This window comes from Marivirga harenae (assembly GCF_030534335.1).
Taxonomy (GTDB): Bacteria; Bacteroidota; Bacteroidia; order Cytophagales; family Cyclobacteriaceae; genus Marivirga; species Marivirga harenae.
Map to the genome: position 1 here is coordinate 1549927 of NZ_CP130565.1, position 13457 is coordinate 1563383.

Consider the following 13457-nt stretch of genomic DNA (forward strand, 5'->3'; position numbering starts at 1 on the left):
AATTGACTACTCAAATGAAAGATAAGGGCTTACTTTTTGCACCCAGCTACTATCCAAAATCATGATGGAATGTAGGTCCTCACTCGAATTGAATTTCCCATGTTGATTTCTGTAATTGATAATCACATTTGCTTCTTTGTAGGAAATATACGGATGTTGTACCAAACTGTCAGCATTAAGTTGATTAACTTTAAGTTGCTTTAAGTTTTTTTTCTGTTCAATAAAGACATACTTGAGAAGAGAATCTAAATTTTCTTTCTTTAATCCATATACCTCTTCAAGCTGATCCAGAGAATTAAAGCCACCTAAATAATCTCGATATTTGGTAATCCGTTGTGAGTAAGCAGGACCTATACCAAATATATTTTGCAATTGGGCAGTATCTGCTTTGTTAATATCGAATCGTTGGATTTTTACTTTTTCAGTCGTTCGTTTAGTGTCTTTTTCTTTCTTAATCGTGTTGTCCTTGTTACTACCAGTTTCAAATTTCTCTTCAGCTTTAGGTGTAATTTTCGTAAGCATTATAAACGGATGAATTTTCTCATACAAGGAGCTATCCATTCCGTATATTTTCAAAAGCTCTGATTTTGACTCAAAGGGTTTTATCTTTTTTCGGTATTTTACGATCCTCTCGGCAAGGTATTCAGGAAAGCCTGCTGAAATCAGCTGATGAACGCTAGATTTATTTAGATCAAATGTTTTAAAGATTTCATTATTGTTTTCTACTGTTTTAATCTCCACTGAATTTTTAAGCTCCGCCATTAGAGATTTTAGCTGTTTTTTGTCGTCTGCAGACTGTACGCTCTTGCTGTAAATATTATATAGTTGACGAGAAGCAAACGGTGCGGCAAGTATGATAAGCATCAAAAGGACGAGAATTATAAATCCGTTGGTCTCAGTTCTTGAAAATCCAAAAAAATTCCGAAGCCATATTCTGATTTTTTGCTTCATTATTGAGTAAGGCTTTAGTTAAATACTAAAGTAAAGAAGGATTTTGGAAACTGCAATTATCAAGTATAACCAAATTTGATTTCCTTAAATATATCCCAAGCTTTGCCATTATGTTTGAAGACAGTTAGCGAATCGGCCAAAAATGAATTCTGAAAAGTGCGATCTTTAACCTCACTCCAAATCTCATAAAAGATAGGTTTTTTCAAATCACGAAATGCGATTGTTATATGAGGGGCAAAGCCATTTTTTCTGTGTGTATCATTAAAAATTTGAAATTGCCTCATAAAGTTCGCAACCGATTTTTGTAGTTCATTGAGATCAAAATTATCCATTACGTTAATAAAAACTACCCTTGGTTCAAAACATCCAAAATCCTTAAGCTGAACAGTAAAGTTTTTTTGATTTTGTAAAAGTTGTGTTAATGCTGATAAAAAAAGATCTTCTTTACTGATAGCCAATTTGAAAGGCATTTGTAGCGTAATATGTGCTTTTGAACGAAAAGCGCCCTTGATCCCATATTTTTGATAAAACTCCTGTTTAATTCCATGAACTTCCCTTTCTAATGGATGAGGAGGGCAAATTCCTATAAAAAACATTGATTTTTCCATATATTTTTATTTCTATATTTTATAGTAATCATTCAATTTTAGGTAGATTTGAATCAAAATTTAATAATATGAAATGGATTTTCAGAAAATCGGGCTTCTATTTGGCACTTTTTGCATCAGTTTTTATTGGTGGTTGCTATTCTGAGCTGAGTGAATTGTCTGTTGAAGACATTAAATGGAGCCCAGAACTTGGGATTCCCTTGATTGATTCAAAGTTTACGCTTACGGAAATATTAGAATCAAATTCCAGCAGTATTGATTTTACGACTGATGCCAATAGGACAATTGTGATTTCCATTTCTGATGATAGTTTGTTTAGCCAATCCGCTTCAGAATATTACACTTTAAACAATACGTCCTTAAATGTTCCTCCTATCATTTTGACAGAAGAAGAAATTGATTTGTTCAATTCGAATGGTGAAGTAACGGTATTGCGAGAAGTAATGATTGATTATCCAAATCCGGCAAATTTAGATGAAATCGTAATTGACGCGGGTGAAGTTGCAATAGAAGTGGAAGAAGATTTTCCTGCCAATGTAGATTTATCATTTTCAATGGAAGATCCTAACGACAATTCTATATTGGATTATAATCAAAATTTTATTTATGATGGGTTTAACCCTATATCCACGGACCAAAGTGTAAATCAGTTTAACGATATTGCCTTTAGCTTTAATGGTGACCCTACTCAAGGACAAGTACAGCTTTCCTTTGAACTATCCCTTTCCAGAGTTAATCAAGATTTAGTTTTTGGAGTGAACAGTTTAGATGTAAATATTGGGTTTCAGGATATGGATTTTGGAGCACTTTACGGAGATTTAAGCTCTCAAAATATTAGTACTGAATCAAATACAGTTCAAACAGACTTTTTGGATGATAGTGAGCTATTAAATGATATAGAATATTATTTTGAGAATCCACAATTTAGAATAATGTTTTCTAATTCAATGGGGCTGCCGGTTCGTTTTGATGTAAATAATTTCACATCCTTTAAAAATGGGGAATCTACTGAAGAGCCAATAAACAATGCCATCGATTTAGAAGCTTCCGAAGAAGGCTCTGTTGCTGTATCAGAGGTGAACTTCGACAATGTATTTAAAAACCTAATTAATAATATGCCTGATTCGGTTAGCTTGCAAATTGATGGTTTAATTGACCCTAATGATATTCCTAATAATTTCGTAACAAGGGACTCGTACATTCAAGTGGGGTATGAAATTAATTTGCCTCTGGAATTTAGTTTAAGTGGTCTGGAAATCAATGAGACCGTTTCGTTGGAAGGCATCGATACCCAAGAGTTACAGTATGCTTTATTCAAGTTCACCTCTGAAAATTCTTTACCAATTGACCTAGACTTCACTGCAGATTTATTAGATGAAGATAGTACTGTTATAATGAATTTATTCGATGGTAAGTTTTTGGCAGGGGGCACGGAAGATCAACCAACGACTATTAATGATATTATAAGATTAGAGGATAATCCTAGTACTAGTTCAAACGAACTACAGGATTTGAAGGAAGTTAAAAGAGTTGGGATTAGGGCTACTGTCGCAACTACCAATAATGGTAGTAGTGTAGTTCGGATAACTTCCGATGCTTCAGTTCAATTTAATTTGGCGGTTCAGGCTAAATATAATGTAAACTTTTAATCCAGGGAATTATGAAAAAGATTATATATAGCTCATTATTGATATTGTTTATTTGGAATGGCAGCAAGGCTTTGGCACAATCTGATATGATTTCTTATGGACTTAACAAGACCTTGCCACAGGCGAATAATTTAAATCCTGCAATTTTACCTGACTACAAATTTTCCTTCGGTCTTCCTGGCTTGTCCGGATTTCATATTAATACGGCACAAAATTTTACAAACCTTGAACTGTTAAATACAAAAGATGAGGACGGTAGTCTAAATTCAAATAATATTCTTAGTGCTATAAAACGCAATAATAGGATTAGCTCGAACAATAATATTAATTTGTTTCACTTAGGAATACGAGGCTTAACTAGCTATACTGCAGTAAGCATTAATACTAGAACTACAGCTAGAGTTAGCCTCCCAAGAGAGTTCTTTCAGTTTGCGGTCTTAGGAAACGCTAGTGATGAATTGAAGGATGGGCTTCTTGATTTAAATAGATTTTCGACTAAATTAATGGGTTACACTGAGATAGGAGTATCTCACGGACGAGAGATTTTGGGAGGAAAAATGACGGCAGGAATAAGAATTAAATATTTAATTGGCCATGGATACGCTGATATTAAAAACTTTGATGCTAGATTAAGAACTTACGGGAATAAGGATTTTAGAGGGGATTCTCTCGCAATAGACGTCAATCAATTTGATATTAGAACTGCAGGGATTGCTGCTTCAGTTTCTGATGAAGATTTTGAAAGTGATGATATCAGAAGCTCTTTGCTTTCAAATGGTGGATTTGGATTGGATCTGGGAGCCACCTATGAATTCAGCAGGAAGATAAGATTTTTTGCTAGTCTGAATGATTTAGGATTTATTAATTGGAATAGCCAATATGCCACAAAATTAGCTGTCCCTTCATTTCAGTATAATTTTAGTGGGATCGATGTTGTTGAATTAATAAACGGAGAAGATATCTCAGTTATCAATGATTTTGATAGTGTTATAAATGATTTGGAAATAGCTGAAACCACAGATGAATCATTTGCAACATCCTTGACTGCGAGAATCTATGCAGGGGCGTCTTATCAATTAAGTAGAAGACAGACAGCTTCGGCTATATTGTATTCTGAATTATATAGAGGCACATTGATTCCAGCTTTTACGGGTATGTATAACTTTCAGGCAGGCACGTTCTTTAATTTTGCTTTTTCGGCAACTCTAATGAATGGTAGAGTAAACAATTTTGGGACAGGGGTGACATTGAATTTAGTACCATTCCAGATTGTCCTGGCAACCAACGATTTATTATCTATTGTAAACCCCATGCAAGGTAGAGCAGTTGATTTTAGATTTGGTATTAATCATACCTTTGGAAATGTAAATAAGGGCAAAACAAGGGCAAAAAAGAACAGTAAAAATACAATTGATACAATTGATTTGGGAATTGACTGATTTTTCAAAAAAAATCTACTAATTTGGAAAAAGTTAGAAGTATCTTATAAAAAAGGAAATAAAATCTAATTATTGATGATAGATAACATAAATGAAAACAAGATGGATTTAAATGTAAATTTCATCAAATCAGTACTAAGTCTATTTTCTGAAATGCAAGGAAATGGAATTTCGTTAGTCTATTTGGGAGAGTTCAACCATGAAATTACTAAGATGTTTACCTCTATGGCAGAATCAGATATGGAGCGTAAAAAGGAAGATAGATATGTTAAAAAGAGGGTTTACCACGTAATGGTAGAAACTCTGCAAAACATGAATAAGCATTCCGATGAGATTACTGATGCTCAAATTGGGAATGGTTTATTTGTGATTGGTAATAAAGAAGATATTTATTATGTAATCACTAGCAATAAAGTAGCAAGAGACAAGGTAGATGATTTAAGATCTGCTATTGATGAAGTAAATGCCGCCAGTGCTGATGAACTGAAAAAAATGTACATGCAACAGATTAAGCATGGTAAGCTTTCTGATAAGGGAGGAGCCGGTCTTGGTTTAATTGACATTGCGAGAAAAACAGGGGAGAAATTGGTTTATAAATTTTTACCTATCGATGAAGAATTTGATTTATTTATCTTGAAAGTGGAAATAAATGCAGATAAAATAAAAGATGTAAAAGGTAAATAAGCCTTTCATAGTATACTTTTCAATAGCCTTTCACTATACCGAAAGGCTTTTTTTATGTCTGTTTTTTTCAAAAAATGGAGCTAAGTGGAGTTTTCCGCATTGTTAGGCATTTGTAATGTTTAATAGATATTTATAAATATTATATTTGTTTTCTAAATTATTCAAAATTGCATTATGAGTTTTAATACAAATTTAAAAGTTGGAGTTTTAGGTGGAGGTCAATTAGGCAGAATGCTTTTACAAAGTGCCATCAATATCAATATTGACTTGAAGATGATGGATCCCGATCAACATGCTCCATGCTCAAATTTGGTAGCTGATTTTAGAGTTGGTGATTTAGAAGATTATGACTCGGTGTACGAATTTGGCAAAGAGTGTGATGTTTTGACTATTGAAATTGAGAAAGTCAATATCAAAGCAATGAAAAAGCTTCAATCTGAAGGTGTCAAGGTTTATCCTCAACCAGATATTATTGAAATGATCCAAGACAAAAGGGTTCAAAAGCAATTCTATAAAGACAACGGAATCCCGACTTCCCCATTCGTACTAACTGACAACAAAGCTGATTTAAAGGAGCATATTGAAAAACTGCCTGCAGTCCATAAAATTGGTAAAGGGGGCTACGATGGAAGAGGGGTACAAGTAATTAAATCTCAGGACGATATAGAAAAGGGCTTCGATGCCCCATCACTGCTAGAAGAATTTGTTCCATTCAAAAAGGAGCTGGCGGTAATTGTCAGTAGGAATGAGGATGGAGAAGTGAATTCATTTCCAGTGGTTGAGATGGTTTTTCACCCGGAACATAATTTAGTAGAATACTTGCTTTCACCTGCAATAATTGATAAACAGGAAGCAGAAAAGGCTAAAAACGTAGCAGTTGATATCATCAAGAAATTGAAAATGGTAGGGATTTTAGCCGTGGAAATGTTCTTAACCAATGATAATGAAATTTTGGTAAATGAAATCGCACCAAGACCTCACAATAGCGGACATCAAAGCATTGAAGGCAACTTTGTGTCGCAGTATGACCAGCACCTTAGAGCCATTTTGAATCTTCCGCTTGGTGATACTTCAACTAAAATCAGCTCTGCTATGGTAAATGTTTTGGGTGAAGACGGATTTACAGGAGATGCAATGTATGAGGGGATGGAAGATGTCATGAGAATATCAGGGGCATCGGTTCATCTATATGGTAAGAAATTAACTAAACCATTTAGAAAAATGGGACATGTTACCATTACTGATCCAAGCTTGACTTCACTAAAAAGAAAGATCGAAATCGTTAAATCAACATTAAAGGTAAAAGCATGAGTCAAAAAGGGAAAATAGCCATCATAATGGGTAGCCAGTCAGATTTGAAAGTAATGAGTGAGGCGGCTAAAGTTTTAGATGAATTGAACGTTAGCTATGAGCTAACAATTGTATCTGCACACAGAACTCCGGAAAGAATGATGGATTTTGCAAAGTCAGCTAAGGGCAATGGTTTTCATGCCATTATTGCTGGTGCAGGAGGGGCTGCTCACTTGCCTGGGATGGTTGCAGCCTACACTACCTTGCCAGTAATTGGCGTGCCAGTAAAATCAAGTAATTCCATTGATGGCTGGGATTCAGTACTTTCTATTTTACAAATGCCTGGCGGGGTACCAGTAGCAACTGTTGCATTAGATGGAGCAAAAAATGCTGGAATTTTAGCCGCTCAAATAGTATCTAATTTTGATGAAAATGTCTCTAAAAGCTTGGAGAGTTTTAAAAAGGAAATGAAAGATAAAGTATTGAAATCTGCAAATGATGTAGAAACTAATGGTTGGAAATCAGGAAAGATGGGATTTTAATTTAATATTTTAAGAGATAGGGAAGTAGATAGTGAATTCACTGTATTTCCCTAGTTCAGTTTCCAGATTGATTTTTCCGTTTAACCGATCTACTAGAGTTTTAACTATTGCCAATCCAAGTCCATTTGAACTTTCTCCTCCAGTTGGTTTTGCAGACAGCTTTTTGAATTTCTTAAAAAGGTTGTTTTTATCATCTTCAGTGAAGCCTGGTCCAAAATCTTTGACGCTAATCCAAAAGTTATTTTTAATAACTCCTGCTCGTAGGATAATTTCAGACTCTAAATTAGAAAATTTGATTGCATTGGAAATTAAATTTTCGAGTATCCGATTGATATAATTCCTATCAGTATTAACTTTCAAACCGGGCTCACATTCTATTTTGTATTCAATTTGTTTGTTGGTGAGCTCGATCAAAAAGTTTGAAAGGGTATCATCCAGTATCTTTTTCAACTCAAAGCTTTCAGATTTTAATTCTTCTTTATCTGTGACAATAGAATTAACATCCAGTAAATCATTGATTAGATACGCCCCGTGTTTAGCATTATTCCTAATCATACCCACATATTGACTTTGCTCTTCATTTAGTCCTGATAATCGTAATAATTCAGTTAAGCCTTTAATTCTATGGAAAGGGGCTTTCATATCGTGGGCAACCAAGCTCAAGAGAGAGTCTTTCTCATTATTCAAGTCATCTAATTCTTTGTTTCTAATAATTAACTCGTCATTTTGTGCCTTAATTTCTTTATTCTGAAGAGTAATCTTTTTTTGCTGGTCTTCTATTTTTATGTTCTTTGTCTGAAGAATTTGATTGAGTTTTCTTCTTCTGTTTGCTGTAATCCAAATGATAACTAATATAATGATGGCAAGTACAATAGTGGCGGTTAGTGCTATGTTGAAAGCTCTTTGATTTTGAATTACTTGTTTGTAGGTTTCTTCGTTCTTTTTTAATAGCTCATTTTCCTTTTCCTTTGCTTCCAAAGCTAATCTTCCTTCTAATCTTTCAATTTCACGAGCAGTATTAACGTTTTCGGTTTTTTCTTTCAATGTCGTATATCTTTTGAAGTAATCAAAAGCCTTTTCGGTTTCACCTTGCTTTTCAGAAATCATGGAAATGTAATAATAAGCTTCCTGTTCGTAGGTAATATCATTATTTGTAGCTAGCTGATTAACCTTGTCGAAGTATTTTAATGCTTGCTGATATTCATTTCTGTAATAATGTATTTCTCCTAGAAGCGAATAAACTTGAATAATTAGGTTGACATTTTTTGCCTTTGAAGCAAAATCGAGTGCTTCATTTGCATTGTTTAATGCAATTGCTAGCTGCCCTCTCTTTGTATTCATTTCTGCTATAGACAATTTTATTATGGCCAGATTTGCCTCATCATTTATTGTGGAAGCGACTTCATATGCTTCGGTAAAATATTTCAGGCTGTAATTGTAATTTTCCATTTGCCCATAAATACCAGCAATTTCTAGATAAATGGAGATGATGCCAGAAGGGTCATCAAAAATTTGACGGATTTCAGCAGTCTTTAAGGACATTTCCAATGCCTTTTCTAGATTGTTTTGAGATTGATACAATTCTGCTAAACTCTTGTACCCGTAGCTCATAGAAATGCTATCTTGTACTGCTTCGAATATTTCTAAAGCTCGAAAAAAATTATCATACGCAGCAACGTAGTTTCCTTGATTAAAATACAATCGTCCAATATTATTAAGAGAATAACCATATTGCAATGAATCACCATAGATTAGAGCTGAATCTTTAGCTTGCTGATAAAGTTCGAATGCTTTTATATTCTCACCTTCATAAAAATGACCGACTCCCTTAAAATTTAGAGATTTTACAACTTTTTCATTTAGTTCAGCACTTTTGGAGGCAATTTCAATTGCATTTTGACTATAGAGCAATGTGCTATCAGGATATGATTTTCTGAACTCCCAAGCTAATTGGTTATAAATATCTATTTTTTTCGAAGGGCCCGCTGAAGAAAGTGTGGACTTTAAGCTATCTATCATTGTCTGATTTTGCCCTTTCATAGAAAGAGGCAAAAAAATAAGTAAATATATTATTATGATAGTAGAGGTAAACTTCACTTTTAGCAATTGTTTATGTAAAATATGTTATTTCCACTGTAATTTTACAAAATGAATTTATCTTATCATTGGTTTAAATGAATTATTATTAATATAACTAAAATATGTCTTCTCACCATATCATAAGGGATGAACAAGAGCCCCCGGTATTAGTATTTGAATTATTTGATAATTGGAACGAGATTTCCGAATTGCTAGCATGGTCTCCTATTTTGCTGATTGATCCTCAGATGGAAGAGGTATTTAGTAGCAAGCAAACCAAGGTGGATGGATTTTTGGTAAGTCAGGAAGAGGAGGTTGACATAAGGGATGCTAAAAGTCTTGTTTACAATTCCTCAAATTTGGCTTGGAGCATTAATAAATGGGCTGAGGGCAAGAAATACACTGCTATTTACATATTTTGTGATTCAGATTTAATGAGCAAACTGATTGATGATAAAAAGGCAGTGAAGTTTTTGATCCCAATAATATTTTTTACTGACAACGGGAAATACACGCTAATTCCCAATTATAAGTTTAGGAAGTGGTATCCTAAGAATTATAAAATTGATATTCTAAATAATGATATAGTAGCTATTGAAAATTTAAGCAAGGATGGAAAAGGCTTTTACTTAGAAAAAGATGGATTTATTAAAATTGAAGTTGAAGGTGATTTTATCTTGATTAAAGAGAAGTGAAACAATGTTTTGCTTCACTTCTGACTGGCTTATCCATATATTTCGTTCAGTAGTCCAGCTAATCTAATTCCTGCTTTTTTAATTTGATCTTGAACTGTAGCCCAATTCTTATAGCTGTATTCATAGCCTAAATACATGTCTTCGGGTAAACTGTACACTTGACCTCTTAGATCCATTGCTTCTTGATACCAGACGTCTATTGTATTTTTCTGAAGAGTTTTAATTTCCTCTTTTGTAGTGATGTTTACAGCATCAGCAAGTTCTGTATAGCTAAATGCTTTGGAATCAATCATTTCGCTATCCCAAACTCTGTGAAGATTTGAGTTCTGCCCAAACCATTTGACCTTAACGGCATTTCCGCCAACGTCTTCACCATTTCCAACATGACAAGGCTGATGAATGTCGCCAACCAAATGAATTAACATCTTAAGTTTTTCTTGTTCACTTTTCGAATCTAAAGATCCAGTTTTTAACTCTTTTGTGATTTTCTCAATCATCATAATGATGTCCCCGTCCGGGCTCTTCTCAGTCTCATCATACGTCATTCCATCAGGAATAGTAACATAATGCCAAGGTTTAGCGTAATCCCAGCTGTCATCAGATTTGATATTGTCCATCCATACACTTGCTACAGCTATAGATTCTCCGCTTAAAATCTCGTTAATTCGCTTTTCTACCTTTCTTTTCAGATAAAAGGAAGCCACTTCTCCCACTGCCCTATGTCCAGTTTGCCCCCATGCCAAAGCTTGAGAAAATGTGAAAATGCTTAAAATGAAAGTACTTATTATTCTAATTTTCATATTTGTTAATTTTTTGTAAAGATAATCTTTTAGTATTATCAGAAAGTCATTTCTTTTCTCTTAATTTCTGTAGTTCTTGCCATTCATCACGTAATCTCGCAGCTTCGATAAAGTCCAAATCCTTCGCTGCTTTTTCCATTTTCTTTTTGGTAGCAGCAATCATTTTATCCAAAGCGGGCTTATCCATATACTGGACCACAGGATCTGCAGCAACTGAAGTTTCCTCTATACCAGCATAATATTTCTGTTGTGAAGTTTTTTTCGAATCAACCGCCACAGTTTGTCCCAGTATACTTTCTCTAGATTTAAATATTGTTTTGGGAGTAATTCCATGCTCTTCGTTATATGCTTTTTGGATTGCTCTTCTTCTGTTAGTTTCATCCATGGCTTGTTGCATCGAATCTGTAATTTTGTCGGCATACATGATGACCTTTCCTTTTTCATTTCGAGCTGCACGACCAATGGTTTGTACTAAAGAACGCTGATTTCTTAAAAATCCTTCTTTATCCGCATCTAATATAGCGACTAAAGAAACCTCTGGTAGATCAAGGCCTTCTCGTAATAAATTCACCCCAACTAGTACATCAAACTCACCTAAACGTAAATCTCTCAGGATTTCTACCCGATCCAAGGTGTCCACTTCCGAATGAATATATCTTGATTTAATGCCAGCTCTCCCCAGAAATTTATGTAGTTCTTCCGCCATTCGTTTGGTTAAAGTTGTGCATAAAACTCGCTCATTTAACTTCACCCGCTCATCAATTTCTTCCAACAAGTCATCAATTTGATTGCCGCTTGGACGGACATCAATTTCTGGGTCGAGTAATCCTGTTGGCCTAATTACTTGTTCAACCACTGTTCCTTCCGTTTTTCTTAACTCATATTCAGCAGGAGTGGCACTTACATAAACTGTCTGGCCGATTAAGTTTTCAAATTCATCAAATTTCAAGGGCCTATTGTCCATCGCAGAAGGTAATCTGTAGCCGTAATCTACAAGGTTTATTTTTCTGGCTCGATCTCCGCCATACATTGCCCTGACCTGTGGGACAGTTACATGACTCTCATCAATTACCATCAAAAAGTCATCAGGAAAATAATCCAAAAGGCAGAACGGCCTAGTGCCGGGAGTTCTCCTATCAAAATATCGAGAGTAATTTTCTACCCCAGAGCAGTAGCCCAATTCACGCATCATTTCTATGTCGAACTCAGTCCTTTCTTGCAGACGTTTTGCCTCCAAAAATCGGCCGTCTCTTTCAAAAAATTTCACCTGTTCCACCATATCGTCTTGAATTTCCTTGATGGCTTGGTGTAATACATCTTTACCTGTAACGAATAGATTAGCGGGGAAAATGCTAATAATTTTTTCATCTGAGATTTTCTTTCCGCTTTCAGGATCAATTCTTTGAATGGACTCTATTTCGTCTCCCCAGAACATAATTCTGTAGGCAAAGTCAGCATAAGCGACATAAATATCAACAGTATCTCCTTTTACCCTAAAGGTGCCTCTTTTGAACTCAGCCGTAGTTCTATTGTATAGGATATCTACAAAGGCAAAAAGCAATTGGTTGCGTGCAACCTTGTCACCTTCCTGTAAACGAATAATATTTTTGCCAAATTCATCGGGATTACCGATACCGTAAATGCAAGAAACAGAGGCTACAACAATCACATCCCTCCTACCCGACAGTAGTGAAGATGTTGCACTTAGCCTTAATTTTTCAATTTCTTCATTAATTGATAAATCTTTTTCGATATAAACATTACTGGAAGGAATAAAAGCTTCAGGCTGATAGTAGTCATAATAAGAAATAAAATATTCTACAGCATTTTCGGGGAAAAACTGCTTGAATTCACCGTAAAGTTGCGCAGCTAATGTTTTATTATGGCTTAAAACCAAGGTGGGTTTTTGAACTCGCTCCACTAAATTTGCTATAGTAAATGTTTTTCCAGAGCCAGTTACACCTAAAAGTACCTGATCTTGTTCCCCATCTTCAACTCCTTTTTGAAGTTCGGTTATTGCTTTTGGCTGATCACCGGTAGGTTGATATTCACTTATGATTTTAAAATCCATACTGCAAATAAACGATAAAGTTGAAAAATGTTTGAGAACAAATAGAAATAGATTTAATCCACAGATACAGATTTTTATTTTAGTAGATTTATTAATCAAAAGGTGATTTTGGATTTGCTATGTAACAAATATCACAGATAGTAATCACTGACATAAGATAAACGATTTCAGCTAATCAATTTACAGCTTTGGACGTTATTATAACAAGCAAAAAAATTAAGAATAATGAATTACTATCATTCGAAAATATTAAAAGATAAAGATTTCAATACAGTAAGAAGTGAAGTGGAATCAGCCTTGAAAGAAGAAGGTTTTGGAGTTTTAACTGAAATAGATTTTAAAGCTACCATGAAGATAAAATTAGATAAGGATTATTTGCCTCATGTAATTTTAGGAGCTTGTAATCCAACCTATGCGGATAAAGTAGTATCTATTGAGCCTCACATTAGTACAATGCTACCTTGTAATGTCACTATAAGGGAAATGGAAGATGGTAATATAGAAGTGACAGCAATTGATCCTGCTTCTGCAATGGCAGTGGTGGAAAATGAGGAACTTGTTCAACATGCCAAAGAAGTAAACAACATGCTTAAGAATGTATTAGAAGCAATTTAAACTCAATTTAAATGGGTAGTTAATTGCTACCCAT

12 protein-coding genes are annotated in these 13457 nt (G+C 34.5%); 7 read left to right on the plus strand and 5 right to left on the minus strand.

Translation table 11 applies throughout. The features are described from left to right. Nucleotides 1-6: 6 nt before the first annotated feature. Nucleotides 7-951, minus strand: a complete 945-nt coding sequence (locus Q3Y49_RS06605) for a ComEA family DNA-binding protein (RefSeq protein ID WP_303271498.1) — start codon at nucleotides 949-951, stop codon at nucleotides 7-9. Between the two features lie 59 nt (nucleotides 952-1010). Then, on the minus strand, nucleotides 1011-1559 hold the full coding sequence (locus tag Q3Y49_RS06610) for a 2'-5' RNA ligase family protein (protein ID WP_303271499.1): 549 nt from the start codon (nucleotides 1557-1559) through the stop codon (nucleotides 1011-1013). 68 nt (nucleotides 1560-1627) lie between these two features. Here Q3Y49_RS06610 and Q3Y49_RS06615 point away from each other — a divergent pair, with 68 nt between their 5' ends. The 5 genes from Q3Y49_RS06615 (at nucleotide 1628) to purE (ending at nucleotide 7163) form a co-directional block, all read left to right on the plus strand. Further along, the gene (locus Q3Y49_RS06615) at nucleotides 1628-3208 is read left to right on the plus strand and encodes a hypothetical protein (protein ID WP_303271501.1); all 1581 of its coding nucleotides are present in this window, start codon (nucleotides 1628-1630) and stop codon (nucleotides 3206-3208) included. Between the two features lie 11 nt (nucleotides 3209-3219). Further along, nucleotides 3220-4647 carry a DUF5723 family protein gene (locus Q3Y49_RS06620; RefSeq protein ID WP_303271502.1) on the plus strand — a complete coding sequence of 476 codons (1428 nt, stop codon included), beginning with the start codon at nucleotides 3220-3222 and terminating at the stop codon, nucleotides 4645-4647. Nucleotides 4648-4722: 75 nt separating this feature from the next. Further along, nucleotides 4723-5331 (plus strand): SiaB family protein kinase, encoded by a 609-nt coding sequence (locus tag Q3Y49_RS06625; RefSeq protein WP_303271503.1) that lies wholly within the window; start codon nucleotides 4723-4725, stop codon nucleotides 5329-5331. A 174-nt stretch (nucleotides 5332-5505) separates the two neighbouring features. Next, entirely contained in the window at nucleotides 5506-6642 is a 1137-nt protein-coding gene (locus Q3Y49_RS06630; RefSeq protein WP_303271504.1) for a 5-(carboxyamino)imidazole ribonucleotide synthase, read from the plus strand. Next, a complete protein-coding gene (gene purE / locus Q3Y49_RS06635) occupies nucleotides 6639-7163 on the plus strand; it encodes a 5-(carboxyamino)imidazole ribonucleotide mutase (RefSeq protein ID WP_303271505.1) in 525 nt (174 codons plus the stop codon). The genes Q3Y49_RS06630 and purE overlap by 4 nt, the downstream gene beginning before the upstream one ends. A 9-nt stretch (nucleotides 7164-7172) precedes the next feature. On the opposite strand, the gene Q3Y49_RS06640 is transcribed toward purE, so the two are convergent. After that, complete coding sequence (locus Q3Y49_RS06640) at nucleotides 7173-9182, minus strand: tetratricopeptide repeat-containing sensor histidine kinase (protein ID WP_303271506.1); 2010 nt, start codon at nucleotides 9180-9182, stop codon at nucleotides 7173-7175. Nucleotides 9183-9364: 182 nt separating this feature from the next. Between Q3Y49_RS06640 and Q3Y49_RS06645 the strand changes: the two genes are divergently transcribed. Next, nucleotides 9365-9937 (plus strand): hypothetical protein, encoded by a 573-nt coding sequence (locus tag Q3Y49_RS06645; protein ID WP_303271507.1) that lies wholly within the window; start codon nucleotides 9365-9367, stop codon nucleotides 9935-9937. A 29-nt stretch (nucleotides 9938-9966) separates the two neighbouring features. Here the strand turns inward: Q3Y49_RS06645 and Q3Y49_RS06650 are convergent, their stop codons facing one another. Together Q3Y49_RS06650 and uvrB are read right to left on the minus strand one after the other, a co-directional pair. Further along, complete coding sequence (locus tag Q3Y49_RS06650) at nucleotides 9967-10737, minus strand: S1/P1 nuclease (protein WP_303271508.1); 771 nt, start codon at nucleotides 10735-10737, stop codon at nucleotides 9967-9969. Between the two features lie 46 nt (nucleotides 10738-10783). Further along, on the minus strand, nucleotides 10784-12808 hold the full coding sequence (uvrB, locus tag Q3Y49_RS06655) for an excinuclease ABC subunit UvrB (protein WP_303271509.1): 2025 nt from the start codon (nucleotides 12806-12808) through the stop codon (nucleotides 10784-10786). Between the two features lie 225 nt (nucleotides 12809-13033). Here uvrB and Q3Y49_RS06660 point away from each other — a divergent pair, with 225 nt between their 5' ends. Continuing rightward, nucleotides 13034-13423, plus strand: coding sequence for a DUF302 domain-containing protein (locus Q3Y49_RS06660; RefSeq protein WP_303271510.1), 390 nt, complete (start codon nucleotides 13034-13036; stop codon nucleotides 13421-13423). Nucleotides 13424-13457: the final 34 nt, after the last annotated feature.